This is a genomic window from Mycobacterium sp. E2733, from assembly GCF_001667585.1.
Lineage (GTDB): Bacteria > Actinomycetota > Actinomycetes > Mycobacteriales > Mycobacteriaceae > Mycobacterium.
In genome coordinates, this window is sequence record NZ_LZJZ01000102.1 from 19809 (window position 1) to 35016 (window position 15208).

Consider the following 15208-nt stretch of genomic DNA (forward strand, 5'->3'; position numbering starts at 1 on the left):
CGCGCGTCAGTCCGACGTGATCGCGGTGCTGGGCCGGGCGGTCTCCACGATCACCGTGGTGGCCTTGACGACGGCCACGGCGACGCTGCCGGGCCGCAGCTGCAATTCCTCGGCGGCCTCGGTGCTCATCAGCGAGACGACGGTGAACGGGCCGCACTGCATCTCCACCTGGGCCATCACCTTGTCGCTGGTGACCTTGGTGACCAGTCCGACAAACCGGTTGCGGGCCGAGCTGCCGATGCTTAGCGGGTCCGGTGGCGGCGCCGGGGCGTTGGTCCGGGAAAACCGGGCCAGGTCCTCGCTGGCGATTACCTTCCGGCCGGCGGCGTCGTGACCGACCGACAACGATCCCTGGTTGATCCATCGCCGCACGGTGTCGTCGCTGACTCCGAGCAGCTCAGCGGCCTGACGGATCCGCAGGTTCGACACCGCTAGATCGTAACCCGATGAGTGTTAGCTGGGGCACGTACCAGCAATCGGGACGGGATCGAACCGCGACGGACGGCGCGACGCGACACGCGCGACACGCGACGAAAAATGCGTGATCCCCGGCACGAGGCGTTTGCGGCCACCGACACCGCCCCGCGCCACCGCTCCCGCGACGGAACCCGCGCCGGCCCGATGAGCTAAAACTGCAGCTCAGGAGGGTTATGTTGGCGTCGCAAAGCGCGCTGCGATCGCCAGGGCGGCGCCGCTCGCGGCCGTCGCCGGCGGTGCCTGATCAATCCGATTTTCGGGCCGCACGCGGGGCTCATGCTGGGACTTTGCCCCCCGAACCAGGGGGTCGGGTTAGATTTCGTCAGAAGGCCTGAGTACGGTCGTCTCCGCTGGCTGAAGTGCCGGCAGAGACAAAAAGCGATCGATTGAGATTGATTGATCAGATACGGAGGAATCGTGGCCCTTCCCCAGTTGACCGACGAGCAGCGCGCGGCCGCGTTGGAGAAGGCGGCTGCCGCACGTCGAGCGAGAGCAGAGCTCAAGGACCGGCTGAAGCGCGGCGGCACCAACCTCACGCAGGTGCTCAAGGACGCCGAGACCGACGAAGTCCTGGGCAAGATGAAGGTTTCCGCGCTGCTTGAGGCGTTGCCCAAGGTGGGCAAGGTCAAAGCACAGGAAATCATGACCGAGCTGGAGATCGCCCCCACCCGCCGCCTGCGGGGCCTGGGCGATCGGCAGCGCAAAGCCCTGCTGGAAAAGTTCGGCTCCTAACCCGGCCTCGGCCAACCCGCCCTGTGGGCGCACCGGCCAGGGAGCGCCAGTGAGCGCCGGCGGGGGACCGGACGTCGAGCATGGGACGCGTCCCGAACCACCTGGTAAGGGACGTGTGGTCGTGCTGTCCGGTCCCTCCGCGGTCGGCAAGTCGACGGTGGTCCGGTGCCTGCGTGAGCGGATACCGGACCTGCATTTCAGCGTCTCGGCCACGACCCGGGCGCCGCGGCCGGGCGAGGTCGACGGCGTCGACTATCACTTCGTCAGCCCCGCCCGGTTTCAGCAGCTCATCGACGACGGCGCGCTGCTGGAGTGGGCCGACATCCACGGCGGACTGCACAGGTCGGGCACCCTGGCCGAGCCGGTGCGGACCGCCACCGCCGCCGGGATTCCCGTGCTCATCGAGGTGGACCTGGCCGGCGCCAGGGCGGTCAAAAGGGCGATGCCCGAGGCCATCACCGTTTTTCTGGCCCCACCCAGTTGGCAGGACCTGGAGGCCCGGCTCGTCGGCCGCGGCACGGAAACACCCGAGGCCATCCAGCGTCGCCTCGAGACCGCCCGCATCGAAATGGCGGCCCAGGACGACTTTGACGAGGTCGTGGTCAACAGTCAATTGGAGTCTGCGTGCGCCGAATTGGTATCCTTGCTGGTGGAAACTGCGCCGGCTCGGCATGACGCGCCCGGCCAGACCAATCGGACCAGATCCAATCGGGATTGAGCATCGAACTGCCAGCGGCAGTAAGCCGTTTCGGGGCTCTGACCGCCTTCGAACGTTGAGGAGATTGACCTAAGTGACCATTCCGCAGTCCGACGCCGCGTTGGCCGCCGTCCCCGATCGGTTTGACCCTTCGGCGGGCGGGCAGGGCGCCTACGACACCCCGCTGGGCATCACCAACCCGCCGATCGACGAGCTGCTGGACCGCGTGTCGAGCAAGTACGCCCTGGTGATCTACGCCGCCAAGCGGGCCCGCCAGATCAACGACTACTACAACCAGCTCGGCGAAGGCATCCTCGAATACGTTGGGCCGCTGGTCGAGCCGGGGCTTCAGGAGAAGCCGCTGTCGATCGCGCTGCGCGAAATCCACGCCGACCTGCTCGAGCACACCGAGGGCGAGTAACAGGGCAGGGCCGGGGCAGCCTGTGGACCGTAAACGGATCGTCGTCGGCGTCTCCGGTGGCATCGCCGCCTACAAGGCGTGCACGGTCGTTCGCCAGCTCTCAGAGGCCGGCCACCTGGTCCGGGTCATCCCCACCGAATCCGCGTTGCGGTTTGTCGGGGCCGCCACATTCGAGGCGCTCTCCGGGCAGCCGGTGCACACCGGGGTTTTCGAGAACGTCCCGGAGGTGCCACACGTCCAGCTCGGCCAGAAGGCCGACCTGGTTCTGGTGGCGCCGGCCACCGCGGATCTGCTGGCCCGCGCGGTGCACGGCCGCGCCGACGACCTGCTGACCGCGACCCTGCTGACGGCGAGATGCCCGGTGTTGTTCGCGCCGGCGATGCACACCGAGATGTGGTTGCACCCGGCCACCGCCGAGAACGTGGCGACGCTGCGTCGCCGCGGAGCGGTGGTGCTGGAACCGGCGTTCGGCCGCCTCACCGGCACCGACAGTGGGTCGGGCCGCCTGCCCGAAGCGGAGGAGATCACCACGCTGGCCCAGCTGCTGCTGGAACGCCACGACGCGCTGCCCTACGACCTCGCCGGCTGCAAGGTGCTGGTGACCGCCGGCGGCACCCGCGAACCGATCGACCCGGTGCGCTTCATCGGTAACCGCAGTTCGGGCAAGCAGGGCTACGCGGTGGCCCGCGTAGCCGCCCAGCGCGGAGCCGAAGTCACGCTGATCGCCGGGCACACGGCGGGATTGATCGACCCCGCCGGGGTCGAGGTGGTCCACGTCAGCTCGGCGGAGCAGCTCGGCGACGCGGTGGCCAAGCACGCGCCCGCGGCGGACGTGCTGGTGATGGCGGCGGCGGTCGCCGATTTCCGGCCCGCGCAGGTTTCCGCCGCCAAGATCAAAAAGGGCCTGAACGATCAAGAAGGGCCGCCGACGATCGAGCTGGTGCGTAACGACGACGTGCTGGCCGGCGCGGTGCGGGCGCGGGCCAACGGCGAGCTGCCCAACATGCGGGCCATCGTCGGGTTCGCCGCGGAGACGGGCGACGCCAACGGCGATGTGTTGTTTCACGCCCGCGCGAAGTTGCGCCGCAAGGGCTGTGACTTGTTGGTGGTCAACGCGGTGGGCGATGGCAGGGCATTCGAGGTGGACAACAACGACGGGTGGTTGCTCGCGTCCGACGGCACCGAGTCCGCGCTGCAGCACGGCTCCAAGACGCTGATGGCCAGTCGTATCGTGGATGCGATCGCCACGTTCCTGCACGGCGGCGGGTAATACGGTTCGGTTTTCCTGTGGTGCCAGGCCAGGTGCTGGCCGGCCATGCCCGCCGATATAATTCGGTTAACTAATTATTCGGAAGGATTGAGATTGTGAGCGAAAATGGTCGCCTGTTTACCAGTGAGTCGGTGACTGAGGGACATCCCGACAAGATCTGTGACGCGATCAGCGACTCGGTCCTCGACGCCTTGCTGGCGCAGGACCCCCGCTCACGTGTCGCGGTCGAGACGCTGGTGACCACCGGCCAAGTGCACGTCGTCGGCGAAGTGACGACGACGGCGAAGGAGGCGTTCGCCGACATCACCAACACGGTCCGCGAGCGCATCCTCGAGATCGGCTACGACTCGTCGGACAAGGGTTTCGACGGGGCGTCGTGCGGGGTGAACATCGGCATCGGCGCGCAGTCGCCCGACATCGCCCAGGGCGTCGACACCGCCTTCGAGGCCCGCGTCGAGGGCACCGCGGACCCGCTGGACGCGCAGGGCGCCGGTGACCAGGGCCTGATGTTCGGCTACGCGATTGCCGACACCCCGGAACTGATGCCGTTGCCCATCGCGCTGGCCCACCGCCTGTCCCGGCGGCTGACCGAGGTGCGCAAGAACGGCGTGCTGCCCTACCTTCGCCCGGACGGCAAGACCCAGGTCACCATCGAATACGAGGACAACGTCCCGGTCCGGCTCGACACCGTGGTGATCTCCACCCAGCATGCGGCCGACATCGACTTGGAGCACACCCTGACCCCCGACCTGCGGGAGAAGGTGGTCAACACCGTGCTCGACGACCTGGCACACGAAACGCTGGACACCTCGTCGACGCGCTTGCTGATCAACCCGACGGGCAAGTTCGTCCTCGGCGGGCCCATGGGCGACGCGGGGCTGACCGGCCGCAAGATCATCGTCGACACGTACGGCGGATGGGCCCGCCACGGCGGCGGCGCCTTCTCCGGCAAGGATCCCTCCAAGGTGGACCGGTCGGCCGCGTACGCGATGCGCTGGGTGGCCAAAAACATCGTCGCGGCGGGGCTGGCGGAGCGGATCGAGGTGCAGGTGGCCTACGCGATCGGTAAAGCCGCCCCGGTCGGCCTGTTCGTCGAGACCTTCGGGACCGCCACGGTCGACCCGGTCAAGATCGAGAAGATCGTTCCGGAGGTGTTCGACCTGCGGCCCGGCGCCATCATCCGCGACCTGGACCTGCTGCGCCCGATCTACGCGCAGACCGCCGCCTACGGCCACTTCGGCCGCACCGACATCGAGCTGCCGTGGGAGCAGCTCAACAAGGTCGACGACCTCAAGCGCGCCGTCTAGGGCGCGCCGGCCGTGGTGAACCGGTAGTCGTCGAGGTCGAACCGCCGGCTGCGCCAGTAGGCCTCCACCGTGGTGGTGGGGCGTAGCGGCACGTCGCCGTTCTTGTCGAAGTAGTAACTGTTGGCCAGGCGGCAGCTGTCCTGCCAGAAGATCTGCCGGTGCCGTCGGCGCATCATTTCGGCGAAATACCGGTCGTTGGCTTCCTCGGTGACCTCGACGCGCGTCGCGCCCTCGCGCTGCGCCCGTTTCAGGCACCGCACGATGTGGTGGGTCTGCGTCTCGATCAGCGCGAAGTACGACGAGCCGACGTAGCCGTACGGGCCGAAAACCGTGAACAAGTTGGGGAAGTCGGGAACGCTGACCCCCTCGTAGGCCTGCAGCCGGTGTTCGTCCCAGAACCGGCTCAACGATTTGCCGCCGCTTCCGGTGACCGCGAACGTCGGGACGTCGTCGGGGTCCATCACTTTGAAGCCGGTGGCCAGGATCAGCACGTCGATCTCGTGGTTCTCCCCATCGGTGGTCGCCACGGCCGTGGGCGTGACCTTGTCGATCGGCTCCGTGACCAGCCGCACGTTGTCCCTGTTGAACGTGGCCAGATACTCGTTGTGGAACCCGGGGCGCTTGCAGCCGACCGCGTAGCGAGGGGTGAGCTGGTCGCGCACCGCCGGGTCGTGCACCTGTTTGCGCAGATAGGCCAGTCCCGCCGACTCCATCCTCTTGGCCAGTGGCACGACCGTGAAGTAATGCGCGGAGATCGGGAAGGTGACTTCCACGAAGGCCTGGCTGAGTAGCCGCTGCACGACTTTGCCGCCCGGGATCCGCATCGCCCAGCGGGCCGGCGCGGGCAGCGCGACGTCCACTTTGGGGAAGCACCAGATCGGGGTGCGCTGAAATACGGTGAGCTGCTTGACAATCGGCGCGATTTCGGGAATGACCTGGACGGCCGAGGCGCCGGTGCCGATGATCGCGACGCGCTTGCCGCTCAGGTCCTGGTCGTGATCCCAGCGCGCGGTGTGCATGGTGACGCCGCCGAAGGTGTCCACGCCGTCGATGTCGGGCAGGTTGGGAACCGTGAGGACGCCGCAGGCGCTGATCAGGAATCGGGCGGTCACCGTGCCGCCGGGGTCGGTCTGCACCCGCCACAGGCAAAGCTCGTCATCGAATTCGGCGGCTTGCACCTTGGTGTTGAACCGGATTCGGGAGCGGAGGCCGTACTTGTCGACGCAGTGTTCGGCGTACGCCTTGAGCTCGCGCCCCCGCGCGTAGGTGCGCGACCAGTCCGGGCTCTGCTCGAAGGAGAACTGGTAAGAGAACGACGGAATATCAACGGCGATACCGGGATAGGTGTTCCAATGCCATGTCCCGCCGACGCCGTCGCCGGCCTCGACCACGAGATAGTTGGACAGTCCGGCGTTGTCGAGCTTGATGGCGGCGCCGATTCCGGAGAAGCCGGCGCCCACGATCAGCGTGTGGTAGTCAGGAGTGCTGCTCATCGGTGCCCACCTAGGGGTGCAGTGCCTTCTTGAGTGCGGCCAGCCCCCGGTCGGTGGCGTCGCCGGCCGCGGGTATCACCAGAGCGAAGCTGGCGTAGCCGTGCACCAGGTTCGGCTCGTTGCTCAATTCCGCGGGCACACCGGCGGCGTCCAGCAGCTCGGCGTAGCGGGCCCCGTCGTCGCGCAGCGGATCGTGTTCGGCGGTGCCGATGTAGGCGGGCGGCAGCCCGGACAGGTCCGACGCATTCGCCGGGGCGAGGGTGACGGGCAGCGCCGTCGGGTCGCTGATGTCGAGGTCGGGCAGATACCAGGACAGGAAGGCGTCGATCACGTCGCGGTCCAGGATGGGCGCGTTGGCGTTCTCGGTGTACGACGGCAGCGACAGGTCCGCGGTGACGACCGGGTACCACAGCAGCTGGAAGCTGAGCTCGGGTCCGGCATTCTGGTTCGCCAGGTGCGCCATCACGGCGGCCAGGTTGCCGCCGGCCGAGTCGCCCGCGACGGCGATACGGCTGGGGTCACCGCCCAGCTCGGCGGCGTGCTCGGCCACCCACTGCAACGCCGCCCAGGAGTCGTCGACCCCGGCCGGGAACGGATGCTCCGGCGCCAGCCGGTAGTCGACGGACACCACGATGGCCTCGGCGCCGACGGCGTGCGCGCGGGCGAGCGGGTCATGGGTGTCCAGGCCGCCGAGGCAGAAGCCGCCGCCGTGGTAGAAGACGACGACGGGCAACGCCTCCTCCGGCTCCAGGGGCGGCCAGTAGATGCGCACGGGAATGTCGGTGAGCTCGCCGTGACCGATCGTACGGTCCTCGACGCGCAGGTCCGGCAGCATTTCGGGCGGCACCTGGAGCAGCCGCAGGCGCGAGCGCGCGACCTCCACGCCGTCGGCTGCGCTGAAGGTCATCGGGACGGCGTCCAGCAACGCCTTGAACGTCGGATCGATGCCGGATCGGGCGAAGGGGAGCTCCGTCATGAACTCACCGTACGCCCCGGATTCACGCGCGCAGCCCAGATCGCAGGGCCCTCAGGCCACGTTCCATCGCGGCGGTCGCCGCGGGCACCACACCGCCGTAACCGAGGTAGCCGTGCACGAGGGTCTCGGCGTTGTGCACCTCGACGGTCACCCCCGCTTCGGCCAGCAGCTCGCCGTACCGGATGCCGTCGTCGCGCAGCGGGTCATAGCCCGCGACGGCGATGTATGCGGGCGGCAGGTTTGACACGTCTGCGGCTCGTCCCGGCGCCATACCCGGTGGCGGAGCGGACAAGTCGACTTCGCCTGCATACCAACGCGAGAACTCGGCGACGGCTTTGACGTCCAGGATCGGCGCGCCGGCGTTTTCGGTGAAGGAGGGCAGGGAGGCGTCCCACATCGTGGAGGGATACCACAGCAGCTGGAACGCGATGAGCGGTGCGCCGCTGTCGCGCGCTCGTTGTGCCAGCACGGCCGTGATGTTTCCGCCGGCCGAATCCCCGGCCAGGGCCATCCGATTCGGGTCACCGCCCAACTCGCCGGCGTGCTCGGCGGCCCAAAGCGTTGCGGCCCAAGCGTCTTCGATGGCGGCGGGGTACGGATGCTCGGGCGCCAGCCGGTAGTCGACGGACACCACGATCGCGTCGGCGCCCACCGCGTGCTGGCGGGCCGTGCCGTCATAGCTGTCGAGGTCGCCCACGACGAAGCCGCCGCCGTGGAAATACAGCACGACGGGTGGCGCGGTGCTCCCGGTGCTCGCACCCGAATCGATTGGCGGCCAATAGATCCGGATGCCGACCTGCCCCGCCGGGCCGGGGATGGCGCGGTCTTCGACGCGCAGCTCGGGATGCAGTGGCCGGCGGGGCAGGTCGCGGAACCGCTGCCGCGCCGCATCAACACCGTCGTCGGTGGATAGCCGGAACGGAACCGCATCCAGTACCTTCTGCAGGATGGGGTCGATCCCGGGCTTTTCGTCGGCTGTGTTATCCAAGCTTGGCATGGACGTACCGTACGCACCTCGGCTGGTGCTCGGCGGCTGGGTGGTGGCCGGCTGGGCGGCCCTCGGCTATGGCGTCTACCTGACGGTGTTGGCGCTGGGTTCGCCGCCGGGAACCGAGCTGACCGGGCACTGGGTGCTGCAGCCGCTGTTCAAGGCGTCGATGGCGGTGTTGCTGACCGCCGCCGCGGTCGGCCACGCCGTCGTCCGCGAGCGGCGGTGGCTGATGCCGGCGCTGCTGCTGTCGGCCATCGGCGACTGGGCGCTGGCGATCCCGTGGTGGGAGCCGTCCTTCGTCGTGGGGCTGGCCGCATTCCTGTTGGCACACTTGTGCTTCCTGGGCGCGCTGCTGCCGCTGGCGGCCAGGCGCCCGTCGAAGCCGCGCATCGCCGCCGTGGTGGCCATGTGCCTGGCCGCCAGCGCGCTCCTGGCGTGGTTCTGGCCGCACCTCGACAAGCTGACGCTTCCGGTGACGGCCTACATCCTGGTGCTGACCGCGATGGTGTGCGCCGCCCTGGTGGCGCAGCTGCCGACGATCTGGACGGCTGTGGGCGCGGTGTGCTTCGCGGTGTCCGATTCGCTGATCGCCATCGGCCGCTTCATCCTGGGCAACGAGGCACTGGCGGTGCCGATCTGGTGGTCCTACGCCGCCGCGCTGATCCTGATGACGGCCGGGTTCTTCTTCGGTCGTGAGGCACCGGTCGACGCCGGCACCCCAGGGCCGGCCGAAAGCTGACCGCTTCCGAGTCGGACGGTAGAGTCGTTGAGCGACAGCCTAATTCGATACTGCGGGACGCCGTGAGCGGCGCCGCGCGCAACCCCGTTCAGGTGGAACCCATCGCCCGGGTGCTGCCGATGCTCTCCGTGCCGCACCTGGACCGCGAGTTCGACTACCTGGTGTCGGCTGAGCAGTCCGACGACGCCCAGCCCGGGACGCGGGTGCGGGTCCGGTTTCACGGCCGCCTGGTCGACGCGTTCCTGCTCGAGCGCCGCAACGACACCGACCACCAGGGCAAGCTCGGCTATCTGGACCGCGTCGTGTCGGCCGAACCCGTGCTGACCCCCGAGATCCGCCGGTTGGTCGACGCGGTGGCGGCCCGCTACGCCGGGACCCGGCCGGACGTGCTGCGGCTCGCGGTGCCGGCCCGGCACGCCCGGGTGGAACGGGAACCCACGGCGGCCCACCGGCTGCCGGTGCCCGCGCCCGTCGACCCGTCGGCGTGGGAAGGGTACGCCCGCGGCGACCAGTTCCTGGCCGCCCTGGCCGAGTCCCGGGCCGCTCGGGCCGTCTGGCAGGCGCTGCCGGGGGAGTCCTGGGCGGACCGATTCGCCGAGGCCGCCGCGCAAACGATTCGCGCGGGCCGGGCGGTGCTGGCGATCGTGCCCGATCAGCGGGACCTGGACGCGTTGCAGCGGGCCGCGACCGCGCGGATCGACGAGAGCGGCGTGGTGGCGCTTTCGGCCGGGCTCGGGCCTGCCGCCCGCTACCGGCGGTGGCTCGCGGCGCTGCGCGGTCAGGCGCGGATGGTGATCGGCACTCGCAGTGCGGTTTTCGCGCCCCTGAGCGACCTGGGGCTCGTCATGGTGTGGGCCGACGCCGACGACTCGCTGGCCGAGCCGCGGGCACCGTACCCGCACGCCCGGGAGGTGGCGATGCTGCGGGCGCATCAGGCGCGCTGCGCCGCGCTGATCGGGGGCTACGCGCGCACCGCCGAAGCCCAGGCGCTGGTACGCAGCGGGTGGGCGCACGACATCGTCGCGGCCCGGGCGGTGGTGCGCGCCCGCACGCCGCGGGTGGTCGCCCTCGACGACACGGGCTACGCCGACGAACGCGACCCGGCCGCGCGCACCGCGCGCATCCCGTCGATCGCGCTGCGCGCCGCCCGCTCCTCGCTCGACGCGGGTGCGCCGGTGCTCGTGCAGGTACCGCGGCGCGGGTATGTTCCGTCGCTGGCCTGCGCGCGGTGCCGCACGATCGCCCGGTGCCGGCACTGCACGGGCCCCTTGTCGCTGCAGGAGGGCGGCCAGGCGCTGGTCTGCCGGTGGTGCGGGCGCATCGACCCGACGCGGCGGTGCGCCCGGTGCGGCTCGGACGCGGTGCGCGCCGTCGTCGTCGGGGCCCGCCGCACCGCCGAGGAACTCGGGCGCGCGTTTCCCGGTACCGCGGTGGTCACCTCGTCGGGGGACGGTGTCGTGCCGGAAGTCGCCGCCGGCCCGGCCCTGGTGGTGGCCACCCCCGGGGCGGAACCCGCCGCGTCGTGCGGCTACGGGGCCGCATTGCTGTTGGATACCTGGGCGCTCCTGGGCCGGCAAGACCTGCGCGCCGCCGAGGACGCGCTGTGGCGGTGGATGACTGCCGCCGCGTTGGTGCGTGCCCGCGGCGACGGCGGGGTGGTACTGGTGGTGGCCGAATCGGCAATCCCCACAGTGCAATCGCTGATCCGCTGGGATCCGGTGGGTCACGCCGACGCAGACTTGACCGCTCGGGCCGAAGTGGGCTTGCCGCCGAGCGTGCACATGGCGGCCCTCGACGGCACGCCCGACGCGGTGGCGGCGCTGCTCGACGAGGCCGGGCTGCCGGACGGGACCGACGTGCTGGGGCCGGTGGATTTGCCGGCGGGCGTTCGCCGCCCGGCGGGGACCCCGCCCGGCGCCCCAGTGACGAGGATGCTGGTGCGCGCCCGGCGTGAGCAGGGTCTGGCGCTGGCCGCGGCGCTGCGTCGCGGCGTGAGCGTGCTCTCCGCCCGCCAGGCCCACGAGCCGGTCCGGGTGCAAATCGACCCGCTGCACATCGGGTGACCTCGCCAAATCCTGCCCGAGGGGATAGTATGCGTCGGAAATAATGCCTGACTACGACATTGTAAGGTTGTTACACTTCCTGATCTTTAGCCGCCGGTATGCCGGAGACGGTCCGGAGAAGGGGCGACATGGCAGCGGACAACGCGACGACGGCGGGCGAGTCGCTGGACGTAATCACTGACGCTTTGCTGACGGCTTCCCGCTTGCTGGTTGCCATTTCGGCGCGCTCGATCGGTCAGGTGGACGAGACGATCACGATCCCGCAATTCCGGACGCTGGTGATCCTGTCCAATCGGGGCCCGGTCAACCTGGCCACGCTGGCAGGCCTGCTCGGGGTGCAACCATCCGCAACCGGGCGGATGGTCGACCGACTCGTCGCGGCCGGGCTCATCGACCGCCTACCGCACCCCACGTCCCGGCGCGAGCTGTTGGCCGCGCTGACCAAGCGGGGGCGGGAGGTCGTTCGTCAGGTCACCGCGTACCGGCGCAGCGAAATCGCGGCCATCGTGGAGAAGATGCCACCGCCGGAGCGCCACGGGCTGGTGCGGGCACTCACCGCGTTCACCGCCGCCGGCGGTGAACCGGACGTGCACCTGGATGCCGATATCGATCTCTAGCGCTTCTCGGCGCTGACCAGCAGGTACTCCCAGTTCATAATCCCGTCGGCGAGGTAGTGCTCGGCGAGTTCGACGAGTTGGGCGTCCAGCTCGGCGGCCAGCACCCGGTTGTGCCCGATGTTCGCATAGGCCTCGATCGTCGGGCCGTAGTGGTTCTTGAAGTACGTGTGCACGGCGTCGGCGCTGTCGAACCGGTTCACTTCCAGCATTCCCCGCACCGCGGTCAACCGGCTGACGCGCTCGCCGAGCAATCCGGTGACATAACCCTCGCGTCCCCACAGCGCGGCCGGCGGCACGGCCTGCGACAGGCTGGGCCGGTAGGGCCGGATGGTGGCGAGCATGCGGCCGAAGAAACCGTCCGGGGTCCAGCTGATCACGCCGATCGTCCCGCCCGGCCGGCAAACCCGGACCAATTCGTCGGCGGCCCGCCGCTGATCCGGTGCGAACTGCACGCCGATCGCGGAGATGACGACGTCGAACTCGCCGTCGCCGAACGGCAGCGCGTGGGCGTTGGCTTCCCGGTAGTCGATCGTCAGGCCCTGGACCGCGGCGCGGGCTCGCGACCGCTCCAAGAGCTCGGGGGTCAGGTCGCTGGAAACCACGGCGGCACCCGTCGCGGCGGCGGGCAGCGAGATGTTGCCCGAGCCGGCCGCGACGTCGAGCACCCGCATGCCCGGTCCGATGCCGGCGGCCTTGACCAGGGCCGGACCCAGCGGGGCCATCACTTCCTCGGCCATCAGGGCGTAGTCGCCGAGCGCCCATACTGCGCGATGGGGTGCGGCGTCGCTGATTGCGGTGTCGAGAGTCATCGGACCTCCTTGAAGATAAGGAAAGGGCTGCCCACTCGACCTCGTTGTCCCTAGTACGGCAGTGCGGTCACCGAGCTAAATAGCGACCTGTAGCAATAGTATGCATTAGAAATAATGTACTCGCGCAACTTCAGGCGAGGCGGCGGTCGTGGCTTTCTAGACTGTGCCGGTGCGCCTTGTCTTCGCCGGCACCCCCGAACCCGCGCTGCCCTCGCTGCGCCACCTGATCGACTCTCCCCGTCACGAGGTGATCGCCGTGCTGACGCGGCCCGACGCGGCGGTCGGGCGGCACGGCAAGCCGCAGCCCTCGCCGGTGGCCCGCGAAGCGCTCGATCGTGGCATCCCGCTGCTGCGGCCGGCACGGCCGAACGCGCCAGAGTTCGTCGCCGAACTGGCCGAGTTGGCACCGGACTGCTGCGCGGTTGTGGCCTACGGCGCGCTGCTGCGCGCCGGCCTGCTCGGGGTGCCCCCGCACGGGTGGATCAACCTGCACTTCTCGCTGCTACCGGCCTGGCGCGGGGCGGCCCCGGTGCAGGCGGCGATCGCGGCCGGCGACACCATCACCGGGGCGACCACGTTCCGGATCGAGCCCAGCCTCGACTCCGGCCCCATCTACGGCGTCGTCACCGAGACGATCCGGCCGACCGATACGGCGGGCGAACTGCTTGAGCGGCTGGCCGTTTCGGGCGCGACGCTGCTGTCGACCACGCTGGACGGCATCGCCGATGAGACGTTGACGCCCCGGCCGCAATCCGCCGACGGGGTCAGCATCGCGCCGAAGATCACCGTCGAGCAGGCCCGGGTGCGCTGGGACCTGCCTGCGCTCGTCGTGGAGCGCCGGATCCGCTCGGTCACGCCCAACCCGGGTGCCTGGACGATGATCGGCGACCTCCGCATCAAGCTCGGCCCGGTGCACATCGATGCGGATGGTCCGGAATCGTTGGCGCCCGGCGCTATTCACGTCGATCGTAAGAACGTGTGGGTCGGCACCGGTTCGCAAGCGGTGCGGCTGGGCCAAATCCAGCCGCCCGGAAAGAAACTCATGAACGCCGTCGACTGGGCCCGCGGCGCGCGACTCGACTCCGCTGCGCGGGTTACGTGAACCGGCCCCGACCGCCGGATCGCGGACGCAACAAGCGGCGCCGGCCGCTCGACCCCGCGCGTGCCGCCGCTTTCGATGTGCTGCGGGCGGTCAGCGAGCGCGACGCATACGCGAACCTGGCCCTGCCGGCGCTGCTGCGCGAACGCGGGCTCAGTGGCCGCGACGCCGCGTTCGCCACCGAGCTGACCTACGGCACCTGCCGCATCCGGGGATTGCTCGACGCGGTCATCGGCGCCGCCGCGGGCCGCGCCCCGGCCACCATCGACCCGGTGCTGCTCGATCTGCTGCGGCTCGGCACCTATCAGCTGTTGCGCACCCGGGTCGACAAGTACGCCGCGGTGTCCACCACGGTCGAACAGGCCGGGATCGAATTCGATTCGGCCCGAGCGGGTTTCGTCAACGGCGTGCTGCGAACGATCTCCGCGCGCGACGAGAAGTCCTGGGTCGAGGAACTGGCGCCCGACCCGTCGCGGGATCCGGTCGGCCATGCCGCCTTCGTGCACGCGCACCCGCGCTGGATCGCGCAGGCCTTCGCCGACGCGCTGGGGGCGGCCGCGGCCGAACTCGAGGCGGTGCTGGCCAGCGACGACGAACGGCCTCAGGTGCACCTGGCGGCGCGGCCGGGAGTAATGACAGCGGCGGAACTGGCCGAGGCCGTGGGGGGCACGGTCGGCCGGTATTCGCCCTATGCGGTGTACCTGCCGGGCGGCGACCCCGGGCGGCTGGCGCCGGTGCGCGACGGCGCCGCGCTGGTCCAGGACGAGGGCAGTCAGCTGGTGGCGCGGGCGCTCACGCTGGCGCCGGTCGAGGACGACACCGGGCGGTGGCTCGATCTGTGCGCCGGACCGGGCGGCAAGACCGCGCTGCTGGCCGCGCTGGGTGCCGGATCCGGCGCCCGTGTCACGGCGGTGGAGCCGAACCCGCGCCGCGCAGACCTCGTGGCCGAGAACACCCGCGGGCTCCCGGTCGAGGTGCTGCGCGTTGATGGGCGGCAGACCGAACTCGAGCCGACCTTCGACCGGGTGCTTGTCGACGCGCCCTGCACCGGGCTGGGTGCGCTGCGGCGCCGGCCCGAGGCGCGCTGGCGGCGCCAGCCGGCCGACGTGCCCGCGCTCACCAAGCTGCAACGCGAGTTGTTGGGCGCCGCGATCTCGCTGACCCGCCCCGGCGGTGTGGTGCTGTATGCGACCTGCTCGCCCCACCTCGCCGAAACCGTCGGGGTGGTCGCCGACGCGCTGCGCCGGCACCCGGTGTGCGCGTTGGACACCCGGCCGCTGTTCGAGCCCGTCACGGGGCTGGGGGATGGCCCGCACGTGCAGCTGTGGCCGCACCGGCAGGGCACCGACGCCATGTTCGCCGCCGCGCTGCGCCGCGAAGCGGAGTAGCGGGGTGGCGACTCGACGGATCCAGCCGCCGCCGCGCTGCGCCGCGAAGCGGGGTAGCGGGGTGGCGACTCGACGGATCCAGCCGCCGCCGCGCTGCGCCGCGAAGCGTGAAGCCTCCGGCGCGGCTCA

15 protein-coding genes are annotated in these 15208 nt (G+C 70.2%); 10 read left to right on the forward strand and 5 right to left on the reverse strand.

Going from position 1 to position 15208, the window contains the following annotated elements:
* Positions 1-6: 6 nt before the first annotated feature.
* Positions 7-429, reverse strand: a complete 423-nt coding sequence (locus A5678_RS18580) for a molybdopterin-binding protein (protein WP_068044972.1) — start codon at positions 427-429, stop codon at positions 7-9.
* A gap of 465 nt (positions 430-894) precedes the next feature.
* Between A5678_RS18580 and mihF the strand changes: the two genes are divergently transcribed.
* The 5 genes from mihF (at position 895) to metK (ending at position 4904) form a co-directional block, all read left to right on the forward strand.
* Positions 895-1209, forward strand: a complete 315-nt coding sequence (mihF, locus tag A5678_RS18585; protein ID WP_007171927.1) for an integration host factor, actinobacterial type — start codon at positions 895-897, stop codon at positions 1207-1209.
* Between the two features lie 49 nt (positions 1210-1258).
* On the forward strand, positions 1259-1927 hold the full coding sequence (gene gmk, locus A5678_RS18590) for a guanylate kinase (protein ID WP_156746984.1): 669 nt from the start codon (positions 1259-1261) through the stop codon (positions 1925-1927).
* A gap of 73 nt (positions 1928-2000) precedes the next feature.
* A complete protein-coding gene (gene rpoZ / locus A5678_RS18595) occupies positions 2001-2327 on the forward strand; it encodes a DNA-directed RNA polymerase subunit omega (protein WP_055403752.1) in 327 nt (108 codons plus the stop codon).
* A gap of 22 nt (positions 2328-2349) precedes the next feature.
* Positions 2350-3597 (forward strand): bifunctional phosphopantothenoylcysteine decarboxylase/phosphopantothenate--cysteine ligase CoaBC, encoded by a 1248-nt coding sequence (coaBC, locus tag A5678_RS18600; protein ID WP_068044976.1) that lies wholly within the window; start codon positions 2350-2352, stop codon positions 3595-3597.
* 95 nt (positions 3598-3692) lie between these two features.
* Entirely contained in the window at positions 3693-4904 is a 1212-nt protein-coding gene (gene metK, locus A5678_RS18605) for a methionine adenosyltransferase (protein WP_068044978.1), read from the forward strand.
* Here the strand turns inward: metK and A5678_RS18610 are convergent.
* From A5678_RS18610 to A5678_RS18620, 3 genes are read right to left on the reverse strand one after another with little or no spacing between them, the layout of a single operon-like run.
* Positions 4901-6397: an NAD(P)/FAD-dependent oxidoreductase gene (locus tag A5678_RS18610; RefSeq protein ID WP_068044980.1), complete on the reverse strand. Its 1497-nt coding sequence runs from the start codon at positions 6395-6397 to the stop codon at positions 4901-4903. The genes metK and A5678_RS18610 overlap by 4 nt on opposite strands.
* Before the next feature lie 10 nt (positions 6398-6407).
* The gene (locus A5678_RS18615; RefSeq protein ID WP_068044984.1) at positions 6408-7373 is read right to left on the reverse strand and encodes an alpha/beta hydrolase; all 966 of its coding nucleotides are present in this window, start codon (positions 7371-7373) and stop codon (positions 6408-6410) included.
* Between the two features lie 22 nt (positions 7374-7395).
* Positions 7396-8370: an alpha/beta hydrolase gene (locus A5678_RS18620; protein WP_068044986.1), complete on the reverse strand. Its 975-nt coding sequence runs from the start codon at positions 8368-8370 to the stop codon at positions 7396-7398.
* Between A5678_RS18620 and A5678_RS18625 the strand changes: the two genes are divergently transcribed.
* From A5678_RS18625 to A5678_RS18635, 3 genes are all read left to right on the forward strand, one after another.
* Positions 8369-9103 (forward strand): lysoplasmalogenase, encoded by a 735-nt coding sequence (locus A5678_RS18625; protein WP_068044993.1) that lies wholly within the window; start codon positions 8369-8371, stop codon positions 9101-9103. The genes A5678_RS18620 and A5678_RS18625 overlap by 2 nt on opposite strands.
* Positions 9104-9222: 119 nt before the next feature.
* Complete coding sequence (locus A5678_RS18630) at positions 9223-11166, forward strand: primosomal protein N' (RefSeq protein WP_068045045.1); 1944 nt, start codon at positions 9223-9225, stop codon at positions 11164-11166.
* A 128-nt stretch (positions 11167-11294) separates the two neighbouring features.
* The gene (locus A5678_RS18635; RefSeq protein WP_068044996.1) at positions 11295-11783 is read left to right on the forward strand and encodes a MarR family winged helix-turn-helix transcriptional regulator; all 489 of its coding nucleotides are present in this window, start codon (positions 11295-11297) and stop codon (positions 11781-11783) included.
* Here A5678_RS18635 and A5678_RS18640 read toward each other — a convergent pair.
* On the reverse strand, positions 11780-12592 hold the full coding sequence (locus A5678_RS18640) for a class I SAM-dependent methyltransferase (protein WP_068044999.1): 813 nt from the start codon (positions 12590-12592) through the stop codon (positions 11780-11782). The two genes, A5678_RS18635 and A5678_RS18640, sit on opposite strands and share 4 nt — an antisense overlap.
* Before the next feature lie 169 nt (positions 12593-12761).
* Here A5678_RS18640 and fmt point away from each other — a divergent pair, with 169 nt between their 5' ends.
* Positions 12762-13694, forward strand: coding sequence for a methionyl-tRNA formyltransferase (gene fmt / locus A5678_RS18645; protein ID WP_068045047.1), 933 nt, complete (start codon positions 12762-12764; stop codon positions 13692-13694).
* Positions 13691-15079, forward strand: coding sequence for an RsmB/NOP family class I SAM-dependent RNA methyltransferase (locus A5678_RS18650; protein WP_068045006.1), 1389 nt, complete (start codon positions 13691-13693; stop codon positions 15077-15079). Before fmt ends, A5678_RS18650 begins: the two co-directional genes overlap by 4 nt.
* Positions 15080-15208: the final 129 nt, after the last annotated feature.

Coding starts and splice junctions, on each gene's coding strand:
- A5678_RS18610 (WP_068044980.1), bottom strand. CDS start 6,397: ATGAGCAGCACTCCTGACTACCACACGCTGATCGTGGGCGCCGGCTTC.
- A5678_RS18615 (WP_068044984.1), bottom strand. CDS start 7,373: ATGACGGAGCTCCCCTTCGCCCGATCCGGCATCGATCCGACGTTCAAG.
- A5678_RS18625 (WP_068044993.1), top strand. CDS start 8,369: ATGGACGTACCGTACGCACCTCGGCTGGTGCTCGGCGGCTGGGTGGTG.
- A5678_RS18620 (WP_068044986.1), bottom strand. CDS start 8,370: ATGCCAAGCTTGGATAACACAGCCGACGAAAAGCCCGGGATCGACCCC.
- A5678_RS18630 (WP_068045045.1), top strand. CDS start 9,223: ATGCTCTCCGTGCCGCACCTGGACCGCGAGTTCGACTACCTGGTGTCG.
- A5678_RS18635 (WP_068044996.1), top strand. CDS start 11,295: ATGGCAGCGGACAACGCGACGACGGCGGGCGAGTCGCTGGACGTAATC.
- A5678_RS18640 (WP_068044999.1), bottom strand. CDS start 12,592: ATGACTCTCGACACCGCAATCAGCGACGCCGCACCCCATCGCGCAGTA.